This window comes from Nordella sp. HKS 07, from assembly GCF_011046735.1.
Lineage (GTDB): Bacteria > Pseudomonadota > Alphaproteobacteria > Rhizobiales > Aestuariivirgaceae > Taklimakanibacter.
The window spans coordinates 84,361-101,032 of sequence record NZ_CP049258.1; the positions used below are offsets into that span (position 1 = coordinate 84,361).

18 protein-coding genes are annotated in these 16,672 nt (G+C 63.7%); 10 read left to right on the top strand and 8 right to left on the bottom strand.

What is annotated here, in order from left to right; translation table 11 throughout:
• The first annotated feature begins 13 nt into the window (after window positions 1-13).
• The 9 genes from G5V57_RS00325 to G5V57_RS00365 all read left to right on the top strand — a co-directional run bounded on the left by G5V57_RS00325 (window position 14) and on the right by G5V57_RS00365 (window position 9,079).
• Window positions 14-772, top strand: a complete 759-nt coding sequence (locus G5V57_RS00325) for a GntR family transcriptional regulator (protein ID WP_165165571.1) — start codon at window positions 14-16, stop codon at window positions 770-772.
• Between the two features lie 497 nt (window positions 773-1,269).
• Window positions 1,270-2,337 (top strand): substrate-binding domain-containing protein, encoded by a 1,068-nt coding sequence (locus G5V57_RS00330; protein ID WP_165165573.1) that lies wholly within the window; start codon window positions 1,270-1,272, stop codon window positions 2,335-2,337.
• 60 nt (window positions 2,338-2,397) lie between these two features.
• The gene (locus G5V57_RS00335; RefSeq protein WP_246737476.1) at window positions 2,398-3,900 is read left to right on the top strand and encodes a sugar ABC transporter ATP-binding protein; all 1,503 of its coding nucleotides are present in this window, start codon (window positions 2,398-2,400) and stop codon (window positions 3,898-3,900) included.
• Window positions 3,900-4,907 (top strand): ABC transporter permease, encoded by a 1,008-nt coding sequence (locus tag G5V57_RS00340; protein ID WP_165165577.1) that lies wholly within the window; start codon window positions 3,900-3,902, stop codon window positions 4,905-4,907. The genes G5V57_RS00335 and G5V57_RS00340 overlap by 1 nt, the downstream gene beginning before the upstream one ends.
• The gene (locus tag G5V57_RS00345; RefSeq protein ID WP_165165579.1) at window positions 4,904-5,890 is read left to right on the top strand and encodes an ABC transporter permease; all 987 of its coding nucleotides are present in this window, start codon (window positions 4,904-4,906) and stop codon (window positions 5,888-5,890) included. Before G5V57_RS00340 ends, G5V57_RS00345 begins: the two co-directional genes overlap by 4 nt.
• A 1-nt stretch (window position 5,891) precedes the next feature.
• Window positions 5,892-6,773: an SMP-30/gluconolactonase/LRE family protein gene (locus G5V57_RS00350; protein ID WP_165165581.1), complete on the top strand. Its 882-nt coding sequence runs from the start codon at window positions 5,892-5,894 to the stop codon at window positions 6,771-6,773.
• Between the two features lie 22 nt (window positions 6,774-6,795).
• Window positions 6,796-7,674, top strand: a complete 879-nt coding sequence (locus tag G5V57_RS00355; protein WP_246737477.1) for a transporter substrate-binding domain-containing protein — start codon at window positions 6,796-6,798, stop codon at window positions 7,672-7,674.
• Window positions 7,675-7,733: 59 nt separating this feature from the next.
• Complete coding sequence (locus G5V57_RS00360) at window positions 7,734-8,402, top strand: amino acid ABC transporter permease (RefSeq protein WP_165165583.1); 669 nt, start codon at window positions 7,734-7,736, stop codon at window positions 8,400-8,402.
• Window positions 8,399-9,079, top strand: coding sequence for an amino acid ABC transporter permease (locus G5V57_RS00365; RefSeq protein WP_206530156.1), 681 nt, complete (start codon window positions 8,399-8,401; stop codon window positions 9,077-9,079). The genes G5V57_RS00360 and G5V57_RS00365 overlap by 4 nt, the downstream gene beginning before the upstream one ends.
• Before the next feature lie 103 nt (window positions 9,080-9,182).
• On the opposite strand, the gene G5V57_RS00370 is transcribed toward G5V57_RS00365, so the two are convergent.
• The 7 genes from G5V57_RS00370 to G5V57_RS00400 form a co-directional block, all read right to left on the bottom strand.
• Window positions 9,183-9,482 carry an antibiotic biosynthesis monooxygenase gene (locus G5V57_RS00370; protein WP_165165585.1) on the bottom strand — a complete coding sequence of 100 codons (300 nt, stop codon included), beginning with the start codon at window positions 9,480-9,482 and terminating at the stop codon, window positions 9,183-9,185.
• A gap of 1 nt (window position 9,483) precedes the next feature.
• Window positions 9,484-10,116: a carbonic anhydrase gene (locus tag G5V57_RS00375; protein WP_165165587.1), complete on the bottom strand. Its 633-nt coding sequence runs from the start codon at window positions 10,114-10,116 to the stop codon at window positions 9,484-9,486.
• On the bottom strand, window positions 10,113-11,039 hold the full coding sequence (locus G5V57_RS00380) for a carbon-nitrogen hydrolase family protein (RefSeq protein ID WP_206530157.1): 927 nt from the start codon (window positions 11,037-11,039) through the stop codon (window positions 10,113-10,115). The genes G5V57_RS00375 and G5V57_RS00380 overlap by 4 nt, the downstream gene beginning before the upstream one ends.
• On the bottom strand, window positions 11,036-11,626 hold the full coding sequence (locus tag G5V57_RS00385) for a GNAT family N-acetyltransferase (RefSeq protein ID WP_165165589.1): 591 nt from the start codon (window positions 11,624-11,626) through the stop codon (window positions 11,036-11,038). The genes G5V57_RS00380 and G5V57_RS00385 overlap by 4 nt, the downstream gene beginning before the upstream one ends.
• 305 nt (window positions 11,627-11,931) lie before the next feature.
• Window positions 11,932-13,872, bottom strand: a complete 1,941-nt coding sequence (locus G5V57_RS00390; RefSeq protein ID WP_165165591.1) for a PhoX family phosphatase — start codon at window positions 13,870-13,872, stop codon at window positions 11,932-11,934.
• A gap of 158 nt (window positions 13,873-14,030) precedes the next feature.
• A complete protein-coding gene (locus G5V57_RS00395; RefSeq protein WP_165165593.1) occupies window positions 14,031-14,444 on the bottom strand; it encodes a ketosteroid isomerase-related protein in 414 nt (137 codons plus the stop codon).
• Window positions 14,445-14,495: 51 nt separating this feature from the next.
• Window positions 14,496-15,191, bottom strand: a complete 696-nt coding sequence (locus G5V57_RS00400) for a helix-turn-helix transcriptional regulator (protein ID WP_165165595.1) — start codon at window positions 15,189-15,191, stop codon at window positions 14,496-14,498.
• Window positions 15,192-15,324: 133 nt separating this feature from the next.
• Here G5V57_RS00400 and G5V57_RS00405 point away from each other — a divergent pair, with 133 nt between their 5' ends.
• Complete coding sequence (locus tag G5V57_RS00405) at window positions 15,325-16,233, top strand: DMT family transporter (protein ID WP_165165597.1); 909 nt, start codon at window positions 15,325-15,327, stop codon at window positions 16,231-16,233.
• Here the strand turns inward: G5V57_RS00405 and G5V57_RS00410 are convergent.
• Window positions 16,223-16,624: a hypothetical protein gene (locus tag G5V57_RS00410; protein WP_165165599.1), complete on the bottom strand. Its 402-nt coding sequence runs from the start codon at window positions 16,622-16,624 to the stop codon at window positions 16,223-16,225. The two genes, G5V57_RS00405 and G5V57_RS00410, sit on opposite strands and share 11 nt — an antisense overlap.
• Between the last annotated feature and the right edge of the window lie 48 nt (window positions 16,625-16,672).

A 16,672-nucleotide genomic window follows, 5' to 3' on the forward strand; every position in this document is an offset into this window, starting at 1 on the left:
TGTGGATTGACCGGTGTCCAATATAGGCTTTCTTCCCAAGCGAAACCTCGCCCGGAAGAATGGGCCGCTCTACCGCCAACTGGCCGATGTGCTGCGCGAGCCGATCGCCAACGGCACGCTTGCCATAGGCGCCGAGCTGCCCAAGGAAGCCGCCCTCGCCGAGCATTACGGCGTCAGCCTCATCACCGTGCGCCAGGCCTTGCGCGATCTCGAGGCCGACGGCCTCGTCAGGAAGCGCTCGGCCAAGCCCACCATCGTCGCCGCGCGCAATCCGCCGCCCAATCTTGGCTGGAACTTCAAGAATTTCGCCGATATGGCGGCCTTCACCAGGGACGCGCAGCTCAAGATCATTTCCTATCGCCGGGAAGTCTCGCCGGTGCTGGAGCGCCATTTCGACATGCGCAAGAACGAGGCGGGCTATTGCCTGCGCAGCATCCTGTCCGTCGGCGCGCAGAAGAAGGCGCAGATCACTACCTATTTCCCGCCCGATATCGGCGCGAAGCTCAAGCGCGCCGACTTCTCCGACGTCCTCATCTTCCGCTCGGTGCAGCAGCATCTGGGACTGCGCCTCACTGTCGCGCATGTGACGGTCAGGGCCGAGATCGCCGATGATGCGCTCGCCGCCGATCTCGACATCTCCTCCGGCGAAGCCATCCTGACGGTTGAGATGCTTTATCAATCGGCAGATCAGAGAAACATCGAATTCTCGATTGCCCGCCATCCCGCGAGCCTGTTCAGCATCACCTACGACGCCCCCAACGACCTCGCTTGAGGGGGACACGCGAGATGCGCCGCGAGTTTCGTCGACAATATCTCAGGGCCTCCAGTTCTTCCCTTCTCCCGCCTGCGGGAGAAGGTGGCCGACAGGCCGGATGAGGGTGTCCTTCAACCTGAATGAGCGCGATGAGTTTTGCTTTCTCGGAATCGCAGTCGCATACTGAACCAACACCCTCATCCGCGCTTCGCGCACCTTCTCCCGCAAGCAAGCGGGGGAAGGGAAATGTTGGTCGACACCACCTCCGCCGCAGCAGACGCATGGACAAGGCCATAAAATTATAATAGCATGATAGCTGGCTCGAGGGCATGCTGCCTGTTGCAGGTATCTAACCCGGGCCGAGCAAGGATCGTTATTGAGCCATGGACGCTCCGCCGCCGGTCGAAAATTGACAAGGAGAATTGGTACCGGTATCAAAAATAGCCCCTTCTTCGAGGCAAGACGGCGAAGTCCGCATGAAGCTGAACCAGGAAACGCAAGCAGGGAGGAACACCATGAAGCTGAGGAATATTTGCGCGGGGCTCGCCGCGCTCGCGGCCGTCGTGACATCCGCGACGGTCACGCCTGCGGTGGCGCAGGACAAGAAGCCCTATGTCATCTATCTCTCCAACAACTTCGTCGCCAATGACTGGCGCCAGCAGATGGAGCGCGTCGCCGTCGTCTCGGTGAACAAGGGCCCGCTCAAGGGCCGCGTCGATCTCAGGATCGAGAATGTCGAGAACACCGTCCAGGCGCAGATCAACTCGCTCAACAACATCATCCGCCAGAAACCCGACGCCATCCTTGTCGATGCGGGCTCTGACTCGGCCCTCAATCCAACCATCAAGAAGGCCTGCGACTCCGGCATCCTGGTCATCAGCTTCGATCAGGTCGTCACCGAACCCTGCGCTTTCGCCGTCGCGTCCGACTGGGACCGCATCCCCACCGTCATGGCCGAGTGGATGGTCAAGCAGCTCGGCGGCAAGGGCAATGTCATTCTCGACCGCGGCCTCGCCGGGGCGCCGATCTCGGCGCAGCTCCAGCAGGGCTATGAGAAGGTCCTCGCCAAATATCCCGACATCAAGGTCGTCGGCTATTACAACGGCGACTACGCCTTGGGACCCGAACAGTCGGGCGTCGCCGCCCTCCTCGCCGCCAATCCGCAAGTCGACGGCGTTCTGACCCAGGGCTATGGCTCGGGCGCCATTCAGGCGCTCAAGGACGCCGGCCGCCCGATCGTTCCCGTCATCGCCTTCTCCTACAATGTGTCGGCCGTCACCTGTGCCCAGACGGAGGGCGCCAAGTGCATACTCGGCTCCAATCCGGCCTATCTCTCCTCCGAGGCGATCAAGCTCGCTGTCGATATCCTCGACACCGGAAACCGCCCCGCCGAGCGTTCGGTGTCGGTCAAGGGTGATTTCGTGACCACCGATCCCTTCGAGTCGCAGCTTTATCCGGGCACGAAGATGATCAAGATCGCTATCGGCGAGAATGCGTTCCCCGATCAGGCGCCCGGCCTGACGCTGCCGATCACTCCCGACTGGGTCGAGATCACCGCCGCAGAAGCAGCCGGCACCAAATAACCGGCCTGTGAAATTGGGCCCTTCGGAGTCAGGTCCGGAGGGCCGTCGCCTGGGATGCCCATGGATCTCATTGAAGCCACCGGCCTGTCCAAGCGCTTTGGCGGCATCGTCGCGCTGAGCGAGGTCGCTTTCAGCGCCGCCGCCGGCGAGGTGCACGCGCTTCTGGGCGAGAATGGCGCCGGCAAGAGCACCTTCATCCAGATTCTCTCCGGCGCCATCAGACACGATGCCGGATCGATCCTGATCGATAACCGCGACTATCGGCCCGCCGACCCCGACGCGGCCCGCGCCCGCGGCATCGCAGCGGTGTTCCAGGAACTCTCGCTGATCCCCGATCTCACCGTCGAGCAGAATATCTGGTTCCGCCAGGAGCCGCGCGGCGTGCTGCGCACCGTGGACAAGCGCGTGATGCGCCGCAAAACCGAGAAGCTTCTGGCGAAATACGACTTTCCCGAGCTGCGGGCGGGCCAGGAATTGCGCCACCTGACGCTCGCCGAGCGCCAGATCGTCGAGATTGCCAAAGGTCTCGCCAAGGAGCCCCGTATCCTGATCCTCGACGAAGCCACCTCGGCCTTGCCCGCCCGCGAGGCGGAATGGCTGCTCAATCTTACGCGCCAACTGGCCGCCGAAGGCCGACTTGTCATCTTTATCTCGCACCGCATGACCGAGATCCGGGCCATCGCCGACCGGCTCACCATCTTCCGCAATGGCCGCACCGTCGGCGCGCACAAGGCGGACGCCGTATCCGACGCCGAGATCGTCACCCAGATGATCGGCCGCAATATCGATCGGCTCTACCCTGAGCGTGTCGCCACCGCGACGGACCGCCTGGCGCTGAGTGTGCGGAATCTGTCGAGCGGAACGAGACTCGACCGCATCACGTTCGACTTGCGCGAAGGCGAGGTCCTGGGTGTCGGCGGCCTGCAGGGCCACGGCCAGCGTGAGCTCTTCCAGGCGCTCTTCGGCGCTGCCAAAGCCGGCGGCACGGTGGAGCTCTGGGGCAAGCCTGCTTCGCTCACGAGCCCGCGCGCGGCCCTGACGGGACGCGACGGCATTGCGCTCGTGCCGGAGGACCGGCGCGGCCAGGGACTGCTTCTCGCCAAGAGCGTGCGCGAAAATCTGACCTTGGCCGTCATCCGGCGCTTCACCGAGAAGGGTCTGCTCAGCCGCCGCAAGGAAGCCGCCCTCGTCCAGGAGATGGTCGATTTCCTGCGCATCAAGGCCGAGACGCCCGAGCAGCTCGCCGGCACCTTGTCGGGCGGCAATCAGCAGAAGGTGATCTTCGGCAAGATGCTTCTGACGGAAGCACGCGTGCTCCTGCTCTATGATCCGACGCGCGGCGTCGATGTCGGCACCAAGAGCGAGATCTTCCAGCTGATGCGCGACCTCGCCGCCAAGGGTTACGCCATCCTCTTCCATTCAAGCGACTTGTCCGAGCTGGTACATGTCGCCGACCGCGTGCTGGTGATGCGCAACGGCCGCATCGCGGCGACGCTTTCCGGCGAATTTATTTCCGAGGAAGGCATTCTCGGTGCGGCGATGCTCGACAGCGAGGCGGCGTGATGGCCGAACCCTTGAGCCGGATGGCCGGCATCGGCCCCCGCCCGTCGCTCGCCGACTGGCGCGCCCGGCTGCTCGACCGGGCTCCTTTCCTGGTCGCCTGCCTGATGCTGGCCGTCATCGTGCTCATTTATGGCAGCTATCAGACCGGTGTCTTCACGCTCGATGAGCTCAATCTCGACACCGCCGCGGCGATGACCTTGATGCTGGCGGCCACCGGCCAGACGATCGTGCTCTTGCGCGGCGGCATCGATCTGTCGATCGGCGGCATGATCAGCCTCGGCACGGTGATCGCCGCGACCCGTTTCGGCGACGACCCGGCCCAGGTGGTGCTGTGGTCGCTGCTCATCCTCGCCCTCGGCTTCGCCATCGGCGCGTTGAACGGCCTGATGATCTCCGCCTTGAAGCTCCAGCCCTTCCTGGTGACGCTCGCCACCTGGTCGATCCTGAGCGGCACCGCCATGCTCATCCTGCCGACTGACGGCGGCAGCGTGCCGGGCTGGTGGCTCGGCTTCGGCTATATGCATTTCCTCGGCCTGTCGGGCCCGGTCTGGATGCTGATCGCGCTCATCCTCTTCTGGTTTTGGTTCCGCGCCACGCGCATGGGCATCACCATTCAGGCCACCGGCTCCAACGAGAAATCGGCCTTCCTGTCCGGAGTCTCGATCACCAGGGTCAACATCGTCACCTATGGCCTGTCCGGTCTGTTCGCGGCGGGTGCCGCTCTCTATCTCACCACCCAGACGGGAGCCGGCTCTCCGACCATTGGCAAGGACTACATCCTGCCGTCAGTCGCCGCCGCGGTGATCGGCGGCGTCAGCCTGTTCGGCGGGCGCGGCCATCTCGCCGGCACGCTCATCGGCGCCTTCATCCTCACCCTCATCGGCAATCTGGTCTTCGTGCTCAAGATCTCGAGCTACTGGCAGCCCGTGGCCTCGGGCGCGATTCTCCTTCTGTCGGTCCTGGCGAGCTCACTTGCCGAGAAGGCCGCACGTGGGCGCGGCGCATGAGCGCGTTCCTCATCCGCAACCGGTCGATCGTGCTGGCCTATGCCGGCATGGCGGTCCTGCTGCTCGTCACCTCGCTGTTCTCGCCTGGCTTCCTCTCCGCCGCCAATATGAGCTCAACGCTGGTGCTTGCCACCTTTATCGGGATCGTCGCGCTCGGCCAGACTCTGGTGATCATCGGCGCCGGCATCGACCTTTCGGTACCCTGGGTGCTGAATGCCGCCGCGATCATCATGACCCTGCTCTGCGCCGGCCAGGACACGCCGCTTCTCTGGGTGGCGCCCCTGGTTCTCGCCGGCGCCGCCGGCATCGGCCTCATCAATGGCATCGGCGTAGCGCATTTCGGCGTGCCGCCGATCATCATGACGCTCGCCACCAATGTCATTCTGCAGGGGCTGGTTCTGGTCGTCACCGGTGGCTCGCCCACGCCTTCGGCTCCCGATTTGATCAAGTTCCTCTCCGTCGGGCGCATCGGCGGCTTTCCCGTCATCGCCTTCATCTGGATCTTTCTGGCACTCCTCGCCACGCTGCTGCTGTCGAAGACCGCTTTCGGCCGTCATCTCTATGCCGTCGGCTGCAACCGCACGGTCGCCGAATTCTCCGGCGTCCCGGTGGCCCGCACCACGCTGCTCACTTATGTGATCTCCGCCCTCGCCGCCGCAACGGCGGGCATGCTGCTGACCGGTTATTCGGGACAGGCCTATCTCGGCATGGGCGATGCCTATCTCTTTACCTCGGTCGCCGCCGTCGCCATTGGCGGCGCCTCGATCCTCGGCGGCAGCGGGCACTATCTTGGCACCATCGCGGGCGCGCTTGTCCTGACGATCCTCACCGGTCTCCTGCCGGCGCTCAATCTGTCGAGCGGTGCGCTGCTCATCGTCTATGGCGCGGTGATCCTCATCACGGTCACGATCGGCAGCGAGGTCTTCACCGGTCTCGCGCGCGCTTTCGGCAGCGAAAACAACAAAGGCAAGAAGGAGAGCTGACATGGTGGACATCACATGCGTCGTCGACGCCAAGGCGGAACTGGGCGAAGGCACGCTGTGGGATCCCAAGGCCGGCGTCCTGTGGTGGATCGATATCTGGAGCAAGCTGATCCATCGCTACGACCCGCGCACCGGCAGAGATGAAACCTTCGAAGCGCCCCATTATCTCGGCTGCCTGGGCCTGCGCGAGAAGGGTGGCCTGGTGCTCACCATGGCCGACGGCTTCCATTTCTTCGATCCCGCGACCGGCAGGTTCACGGCGATCGCCGATCCCGAGAACCATATGCCCGAGACGCGCTTCAATGACGGCAAGCCCGACCGCCAGGGCCGCTTCTGGTCGGGTTCGATGTTCGAGGTGCCGGGCCGACCGATAGAGTTCGTCGGCGCCCTCTACCGGATGGATCATGATCTTTCGATCCATCGCATGATCGAGGGCATTGGCTGCTCCAACGGCCTCGCCTGGAGTCCGGACAGCCGCACAATGTATTTTTCCGACAGCCATGCCGGCGCCGTGTGGGCCTATGATTTCGATCCCGCCACCGGCGATATCGAGAACCGCCGCACCTTCATCGACATGACCGTCACCGGCGGCGTCGCCGACGGCGCCACCGTCGATGCGGAGGGTTGCTACTGGGTCACTATCCCCGTCACCAGCAAGGTCTGCCGTTACGACCCAAAGGGCAAGCTGATGCAGACGGTGATGCTGCCGACCGATCTGCCGACCTGCTGCGAATTCGGCGGCGAAAATCTCGACATCCTCTATGTCACCTCCGCCGTTCTCCGGCGTCCACCCGGGCATTTCAAGGGCCAGAAAAATCCAGGCGGACTCTTCGCGCTCGATGTCGGTGTCAAGGGACTCACTCTGCCGGCATTCAGGGGCTAGCTATTAACCCGCGAGGCTGGACATGACGCGTCAACGGGTGACCTGCGCCCGCACGCTGACGCTCAACAATGGCGCATTCGATGCATGGGAGGAAAACATGCGGATATTGCTGAAATGGCTGATGGCCTCGGGGCTCATGATCGTCATGGCTTTTGGGCTGGGCACAATGGCTTCGGCGCAGACCGTCGATGAGATCATCGCCCGGGGCAAGCTCATTGTCGCCATCGATACCACCACGCCACCCTACGGATTTCTGGACGCGGAACTGAAGCCGACGGGTTTCGACATCGAGGTCGCCAACAAGATGGGCGAAGCGCTCGGCGTTCCCGTCGAATTCGTAACCGTCACGTCCCCCGGCCGCATTCCCGCGCTCTTGACCAAACAGGTCGACGCGGTGATCTCGATCTTCTCGATCACGCCGGCGCGCGCCATCCAGATCGACTATTCGATCCCCTATGCCGGACAATCGGCGGTGGTGATCGCGCCCAAGAGCACCGTTATCAAGGGCCACGCCGATCTCGTCGGCAAGAAGATCGGGCTGACCCGCGGCACCGGTGAGGACGGACTCCTGACCGCCGCGGCCAAGGCCAATCCCGGCATCGAGATCCTGCGCTTCGACGATTACTCCTCATTGCTGCAGGCGATGGTCTCCGGCCAGATCGACGCCATGGGCGGCGGCGATTACGGCGAGATCTATCTGAAGAAGAGCGAGAAGGGCGACGACTTCGAGCAGAAATACATCCTCAAGACCTTCTATTTCGGCATCGGCGTCGCCAAGGGCAACGACAATCTGCGCCAGTGGGTGAATACTTGGCTATTCAGCATGAAGACCGACGGCACGCTCGAGGCCATGTCGATGAAATACCGCAATCAGCCACTGCCCGCTTTGCCGGTGTTCTGATTCTCCTCATGAAGCGGGGCCGATAGCGCCCCGCTTCTCCTATCTTTCGAGGCATGTCCATGCAAAGCACCCTGCAGTTCGGCCCGATCCTGGCGCATTTCGACCTCTTGCTCCTGGGCCTTGCCTATACATTTCAACTCGCCGTCCTCTCCATCCTGTTCGGCACTGTCATCGGCGTATTGGGCGCCGTCGCGCGCAGCTTCGGCCCGCGCCCGCTGTCCTGGCTCGTCGGCGCGTATGTCGAGATCATCCGCAACACGCCTTTGCTCATCCAGCTCTATTTCGTCTTCTTCTCGCTGCCGCTCTTCGGGCTCAAGCTTTCGAGCAACATGGCGGCCATCGTGGCGCTCTCCATTCATCTGGGCGCCTATGCGACCGAGATCCTGCGCGCCGGCATCGCCTCCATATCGCAAGGCCAGATCGAGGCGGCCAAGGCATTGGGCCTCGGTCCTTACCGCATCATTCGCCATGTCGTGCTGGCGCCGGCAGTCCGCGCCGTCTATCCCGCACTGACCGCGCAATTCATCCTCCAGCTGCTCGGCACCTCGATCGTCGGCGCCATTGCCGCCGAGGAACTGACGGCGATTGCCAACAACCTTGTCATGCAGACATTCCGCAGTTTCGAGGTCTACATCCTCATCGCCGTGATCTATTTCGCCCTCGTTCAGCTGGCGAGCCTCGTCTTCGCCGGCATCGCCCGCCTTTTGTTCCGCTGGAAATCATCATGAGCCTGCGCGATTTCGGCCCCAACGAACTGATGTTCCTGCTTCTCGCGACGCGCTGGACCATCATGCTCGCGCTGATCGCCTTCGTAGGTGGTGGTGCTCTCGGTCTCGTCATCGCCGCGGCCCGCATCGCGCCGGCGCGGCCGCTGCGCTGGCTGGCCCTGGGCTACATCCAGTTCTTCATGGGCACGCCGATATTGATCCAGCTGTTCATGGCCTATTACGGCGCCTCGCTCCTAGGGTTCCGGCCCGATCCATGGTTCGCCGCCGCGCTCACCTTCTGTCTCAATGCCGGGGCCTTCTTCGGCGAGATATTTCGTGGCGCGATCACCGCCATCCCCAAGGGCCAGTGGGAAGCTTCGGCAACTCTCGGCTTTCGTTTCCTGCGCACCTTGCGGCTGGTGATCATTCCGCAGGCGATGCGGCTCATGCTGCCGCCCACCGTCGGCTTCATGGCGCAGATCGTGAAGACAACGTCGGTCGCCTCGCTGATCGGGCTCACCGAGCTCGCACGCGCCGCGACACAGGTCAACACCGTCACCTTTCAGCCGGTGATGGTGTTCGGCACGGTCTCGGTGATCTATTTCGCCTTGTGCTGGCCCCTGTCGCTTTATGCCGCCAGGCTCGAGGGACGTCTCGCCGGCCATGTGATACGCAAGCCGGCGCTGCCCGCCGCATGACGCATTACACCTGGAGCATGATCCGGAAAAGTGCGAAGCGGTTTTCCGAAAAGATCATGCGCAACCAAAAGATAAAGCGCGATGGCGACTCGTTCTAAAGCCATCACGCTTGAGCGACCGCCTTGCCATAATGCTCGACGAGCGGGAACGGCGAATAGAAATGATGCAGCCGTCGCTTCCACTCGGCATAGCGCTCCGAACCGCGGAACCCCTCCGTATGGGCTTCGAGCGTTTCCCACTCGACGAGCAGAAGATATTTGCCCCGGCTCTCGAGGCACGGCCTGACGCTGAGCCTGATGAAGCCGGGCGTCGCCTGGATCAGCGGCAGCGCGTCGCGCATCGCCTGCTCGAACTCGTCATCGAGACCCGGCTTCACCTCGAGCAGCGCATGTTCGAGGATCATCCTACACCACCGTCCAGCGCCGCACAGTCTCGTCATAGACATTGAGCTCGCCCAGTGAGATGTCGAACCAGGCGCCATGTAGCGTGATCTGCTCCTTGCCCTCGCGCGCCCGCACCCACGGAAAAGTGCGCAGATTGGCGAGCGAATGCTCGACGGAAGCCTGCTCGACCAGCGTCAGCCTTTGCGCCGCGCTGAGCTTCTCGTCATCTACGGTCGCCACTACGTCGCGCACACTGGCCAGCCACTTGCCGATGAAGTCGCCGGTGCTCAACGGATCGCCCGGCTCGGTGATCGCCCTGATGCCGCCGCAGCGGCCATGACCCATAATGACGATATGCTGGACGCCCAGCTGCAGCACCGCGAATTCGAGCGCCGCACTCGTCGAATGATGCCGCCCGTCCGGCGCGTAGGGCGGCACCAGATTGGCGACATTGCGCACGACGAAGATCTCGCCCGGTCCCGCATCGAAGATCGTCTCGGGTGCCGCGCGCGAGTCGCAGCAGGCGATCATCATGATGGTCGGCCTCTGCTGGCCTTCGCCGAGCCGCCGGTAGCGCTCGGCCTCGGACGCATAGCGTCCGGCGCGGAAGCTGGCATAACCCTCGAGCAGCCTTTGCGGAAAGTTGATCGTCATTCAGCTGCCTCCGCCACCTTGGCTGAAAGATCGACAAGACCGGCGCGCGGCAAGGCGCCGGCGCCCGGCTGCTCGCCCCAATGCCGATAGGTCTGCACGCCCCCCGTCTCGCGCACCTTCTTCAGAAGATCGAGATCGACCTTGGCGGTGACCCACTGCGGCCTGTTGAGTTCGCCCAGCGCGATGACGCCGCCCGGTGGAAAACCTTGATCCGACGGCGCGAAGATGCCGGCCGACCCGCAATTGTTCTCGACCGCGCTGCAGAAGGGCGCCGGCCCGACGGTGGGCGAATGGACGGTATAGACCTGGTTTTCGAGGGCGCGCGCCATGGCGCCGGTGCGCACCCGCCAGTAGCCATGCTCGGTTTCGGTGTTGGAAGGCGCCAGGATGACCTCGGCACCCGCTTCCGCGAGGGCCCGCGACAGGAGCGGGAACTCGATGTCGTAGCAGATGACGAGACCCACTCTGGCGGGTCCGATATCGAAGACGGTGAGCTGGCGCCCGGCCGCGATCTTCCACGGATCGCGCTCCCAGGGCGTCATCATTAGCTTGGCATAACGGCCCATGGCCCCCGAGGGACCGAAGATGCGTGCCACATTGAGGGTCGAGCCGTCGCTTTGGCGCTCGGGCGCGCTCGCCGCGACGATCGCAACGCCATGAAGGCGCGCGAGCCGCGCATGGACGCGGTCGGCTTCGGGCAGGCGCATCGAGACGGCATCGATCGAGCGCTTGAGGTCATGGCCCGCTTCCGGGCCTTCCAGTGCCACCAGCTCCATCGCGGCATATTCCGGGAAGACGAGGAGCTCGGCGCCCTGCCCAACGGCATCTTCGACCCAGCGCGTGATCTTGGCTTCGTATTCGGCGAAGGAGCCCAGGGCATCGAGCGGATATTGCGCGGCAGCGATCGTCAGGCTTCGGCTCATAGATCCCTCATCCAGAATTGCAGTGTCTGCTCGCTCTCGGTCTCGGCACCGATCTCGGTCCAGCGATAGGCCGTAACCAGTCCCTTTACAGGATGGTATTGCCTTTTTGTCCAGAACCCGTCGAGCGGGCGATAGTCGGCCGGCCGGCGCGGATCGTCCTCTGCTCGCACGACGGCGCAGAAGGTCGAGCGGCTGTGCCCCAGTTTGCGCGCCTGCGCCTCGCGGGAATCGAAAAAGGCGTGCCCGAGGCCCCGCCCCCGATATTCGGCGGAAAGCACGGATTCGGCGCAATAGAAGATGGTCGCGATGTCGAAGCCTTGGGCGAGGAAAGGCGCCTTGAACTCGTCATGCTCGTTGGCGAGCGGCAGACCAGTCGAGGCGCCGACGATCCGCTTGCCGTCCCGCGCCACGACGATCACCGCCCCAGGTGCCGCCGCCAGCTTGGTGAGATAGCGCCGCTCATAGTCGAGCGAGCCTTCATAGAGATAGGGAAAGGCGCGGAAAACCTCGATCCGCAGACCTACCACCGCGTCAAGCCCCTTTTCGAGCCTGGCGCCCGTCAGTATTTCCGTGGTGATCCCGCTCATCTCAGGTGGCGAGCTAAAGCAAAAGTGCGGGTGCTGCAAGCACCGCATCGGCCCGAAAAGTTGCAGACTTTTCGGACAAAGCCGATGCGCCAAAAAAGCAAAGCGTCGCTCTGGTCAGGCGACGCTCTGCAATCCTGCCCCTCATTCCGCAGTCGCTACGCAAACCTGCCGCGAAACGAGGGCTCTCTTGAAGTCCCGGGCATCATCGCCTGCTTTCACGACAGGCCGATGTCACCTTTCGGACATTTCCGTTTCGAATCTGATTTCAATGACTTGAGCCGGTCACTTGAATCATTTTGCGAGGATCAGCCACCGATCGGCCCGCCGCCGTCGCGGGTGATCGCCATGACCGAAGGCCGGGGCGGCATCTTGTCGTTGAAGTCGGGCCAGCGCGTGGTGAGCTTCTCGATCGTCTCCGAGCCTTCCGCCGGATGCTGCACCGACACGAACATCGTGGTGCCGTCGGGCGTGAAGGCCGGACCCGTCGCTTCGGCATCGGTCGGACAGCAGAACAGCGCTTTGGGCAACGCGCGCGCCGGGCCGTCCGTGTCGACGGCGAAGATGCCGTCGGCGAGGTCGAAGTCGTTCATGCCGTCGGTCGCCACGAACAGGCGGCCCTTGGGATCGAAGGCGATATTGTCGGGCGTCATGAAGAAACCGTCGGCCGTCGTCTCCGGATGGAATTTGGCGCCGGTTTCCCGCTTCGAGGGATCGCCGCACAGAATGAGGATGTCCCATTTGTACCGGGCCGCCGTGTGGTCGGCGTCCTTGCCATCGCCCGGCGGGATCATCTCGATGATATGGCCCCATTTGTTTTCAGGCCGCGGATTGGCGGCATCAACCTTGTCCGGCTTGCGCTTGGCCGACTTGGTAAGCACCGCATAGACGCGGCCCGAAATCGGGTTGGTTTCGAAATCCTCCGGCCGGTCCATGCCGGTGGCGCCGAGCTTGTCCGCGGCGAGTTGCGTCTTGATCAGCACTTCGCCCTGATCGGCAAAGCCGTTTTCCGGCGTGAGCGGGCCCTGGCCATGGACGAGCGGCAGCCAGGTGAGCGTGCCGTCGGCATCGAATTTGGCGACTGACAGTTCGCCCTCGTCGAGAAGGCCGATATTGGCTTTGCGGTCATTCGGATTGAAGGCCTTGGCGGAGACGAAGCGATAGAGATATTCCTGGTGGTCGTCATCGCCCATATAGACGACGACGCGGCCATCCTTGTTGACGACGACGGTCGCGCCCTCATGGCCCATGCGGCCGAGGGCCGTCCGCTTCACCGGCACCGAGCCCGCCTCATAGGGGTCGATCTCGACCACCCATTGGAAGCGATTCACCTCATTGGGTTCCTTTTCGACATTGAAGCGGTCGTCGAAGCGGGCGAAGCCGTAATAGTCGGCCGGCTCATAGCCGATCCGCTCCATGATCTCCTTGTTGGGCGTCTTGGCCGCATCGCCGCCGAAGAACTCATAGGCGAATTCCTCGCAGGTGAGGATCGTGCCCCAGGGCGTGTAGCCGCCGCCGCAATTGGCCATCGTCCCCTTGACCTTGGTGCCGGTCGGATCGGCGGAGGTCTTGAGCTGGGCGTGGCCGGCGGCCGGTCCTGAGATCGTCATCTCGGTTTCGGCCGTGATGCGCCGGTTGAGCGGCGAATTGGCGACCAGCGACCACTTGCCGTCCTTCTTCTCGATCTCGGCCACGCTGTGGCCCATGGCCGACTTGCAGATCTCGACCAGTTCCGCCGTCATCGCCTTGCCGAGCGTCTCGTCGTCCTTGGCGATGAAACCCGGGACCATGATATGCGGATTGGGATATTCGTGATTGACGCAGAGCAGTCCGCGCTCCGATGAGGCCGAGGCGAAGGGCAGCGGCAGATAGCCGACGAAGTCGTTATTGTAGCCGAACTGGCGGGCCTGTACCGTGCCCGACTGCTGGGTGGGGTCGAAGTCGGTTGCGTCCGCCGCCAGCTTGTCGCCCCAGCGCAGTAGCACTTGCGCTGTGTAGCCCGGTGCCACGTGATGGGTCTGGTCATAGACCCGCTTGAGTTCGGTGAAGGTAAGCGATGACTGCGTGCCACCCGCCATCGCCTCGCCGCCGAAGATCGAGCCGGTGAAGCCCGGCACGATAGCGGAGGCCGCCGTAAGCGCGGCGCCGCCCCTCAGCATGTCGCGGCGCGACAGGCGCTCCCTGAGCACGCTCCGGAAATTGGGCGAGCCGGATTTGGAACGGATATGGTCGCGATCGTGGCGGGTCATCTGCGCCTCCTGGGTTTGCTGGCCTTGGGACTTGCAAACTTGCTGGCGCAGATGGAGCTGGGATGACGATTCCGTTACGACTTCATGTCAATCCACAGGGCCATTTTCCGACTCTGTTTCAATGACTTGCGGCAATCGCCTGAATCATTCTCTCAAATTCACTTTCCCAGCACTTGCTGCGTCCAGTCCTTGAGATTGTAATGCGTCGAGACGCGCGCGATCTTGCCGTTCTTGATCTCGAAGAAGGCGCCGACGCGCAATTTGTAGGTCTGGCCCTTGGCCTTGGGCAGACCCGCATCGGTGGCGAGATACTTGCCCTTGAGATCGAACTCGGCCGCGGCCCTTGCGCCCGTGGTGTCGGTCATGACGACAATATTGGAGAGCGTCTCCTTGTAGCTCTTGTTCATGTGAAGGAGGAATTCCTTGAACAGCGGCTTGCCCTTGCGGCGCTCGCCCTGGCTCACCTCATGGACGAAGCCGGTGGCGAGGCAGGCGAGCATGCCCTCGACATCCTGGCTATTGAAGGCGGCATAATAGGTCTGGACGAGCTTGCGGGTCTGGGCGGCAGTCACTTGGAACTCCTTCGAATGTAAGTCGAAGGCCGCTTTAGCCGCTGCGCCAGGCTAAGGCAACGTAATGCCGAAGGTCGTGCGGAAACCCTCGACGCCCTTCGGTGTGAAGGTGACGGCGCGACTGTCGCGGCCGCGTTTTATCCAGCCAAGATCGAGGCAGTGCTGGCAGAGCGCCGCCCCCAGCCGTCCCGCCAGATGCGAGCGCCGCTCGCTCCAATCAAGGCAGGTGCGGCAAAGCGGGCGCGAGCTCTTGGGGTCATCGAGCGCCAGGCCGAAATCGCTGAAGAAGCGATGCCCCTCCTCGGTGACCGCGGCAGCCCCGTCGGAGAGCACGATGAGCCGGCGGGCGCTCAGACTGTCGGCCATGGAAACGGCGAGCCATCCGGCGAGATGGTCATAACAGGTGCGCGCCGTCCGGAGCGCCTGGTCCTTGGGCCCGACCGGCCGGTGGCGCTTCGGGCCGTTGGCGGCGACGAGCATCAGCGCTTCCATCGCCTCGGCGACCTCGGGCGAGGCCAGGCGGAAATAGCGGTGCCTTCCCTGCTTCTCGAGCGCGATGAGCTGAGCCTCGGTCAGCTTGGCGAGATGTCCGCTCGTCGTCTGGGCGCTCACCCCGGCATGCCAGGCGAGCTCGCCCGCCGTCAGGGCCCGGCCGTCGGCGAGTGCCTGCAGGATATTGGCGCGCGCCGGATCGCCGATGAGGGCCGCCACTTCGGCCAGGCTGTTGCCGGAAACGAAATTGCTCATGGGCCGACTATACGCTCTGGCACCTTGCCGGTCGCCTGCAAATGCTACGGCCGCGGCCGAAGCATTCGCGGGCGACAAGGGCGCGTGACCCATGTCACAGATCGCGGCCATCGCAAAAGTTAGGATGACCGCCATGACCGCTTCCCGCTCCCTGACCCCTGAGCTTTTGCTCCTGGCCTTGCTCGCCACTCTCTGGGGTGCGTCCTACACCTTCATCAAGATCGGCGTCGCCACCATTCCGCCTATCACCTTCATCGCGGCGCGCACCCTTATCGCCGCGCTCATCCTTCTCGCGGTGCTGCGGCTCAGGGGTCTCAGCCTGCCGCGCGACAAGGCGACCTGGCGGCGCTTCGCCATCCAGGCGACCATCAACAGCGTCATGCCCTTCACTCTCATCGCCTGGGCCGAGCTCACCATCGATGCCGGCCTCGCCGCCATCCTCAATTCCACCACGCCGATCTTCACCTTCCTCATCACCATCGCCATCACACGACACGAGCCGGCCGGGTGGCGCAAATTCCTCGGCGTCCTCGCCGGCCTCGCCGGCATCTGCCTGATCATCGGCGTCGAGGCCCTGAACGGTCTCGGCCGCGAGCTCCTGTCGCAGCTCGCCATGCTGCTGGCCACCTTCAGCTATGCCATCGCCGCCATCTTCGGGCGCAACTTCAAGGAACTCGACCCGATGATGCCGGCGGCCGGCTCGATGCTCTGCGGCGCCCTGATCCTCATCCCGGCGAGCCTAGTCGTCGACCAGCCCTGGACGCTCACCCCGTCGGTGGACTCGCTTCTGGCGCTGCTCGCCCTCGCGGTCTTTTCGACGGCACTCGCCTTCTGCATTTTCTTCCGCCTGGTCCACACGCTGGGCTCGGTCGGCACCACGGCGCAGGCCTATCTGCGGGTGCCGATCGGCGTCGCCATTGGCGCCTGGTTCCTGGGGGAGCAGCTCAGCGACACCGCCTGGATCGGTCTCGTCTGCGTGGTCCTGGGCGTCGCCGCCATGACCATCCCGGCGCGCAAGCGCGAGGCTGCGGTCACTTCTTAGGCGTCTTGGGCGCGGGACGAGGGCGGCTGGCCTGGGCCTCCGCCTGCAAATGGAAGCGATGCAGCGTGCGGTGGAACACCGGCAGCAGCGCCAGGCCGGCAATGCCGAAGACGAAGATGCCCGAGAAGATCGCATAGAGGCCGGCGAAGATCTTGCCGGCATTGGTCGCCAATGTGCCGATCGGCCCCATGCCGGAGAGTATCATCGCCGCATTGACGAAGGCATCGACACTGCTCATGCCCTCGAATCCCATATAGCCGGCCATGCCGATGATGAGCCAGACGATGATGAGGCCCAAGCTCCACAGAATATTGCGCGCCTGGCGCAGGAAGAAGACGCGCCGCGGGGCGAGTGGATGGGTTTTGGACTCGAAATGATAGAGCTGGTCCACCCCTTATTTGGTGGCATGGACAGGTGGTGACGTCAATCACCGCCCATG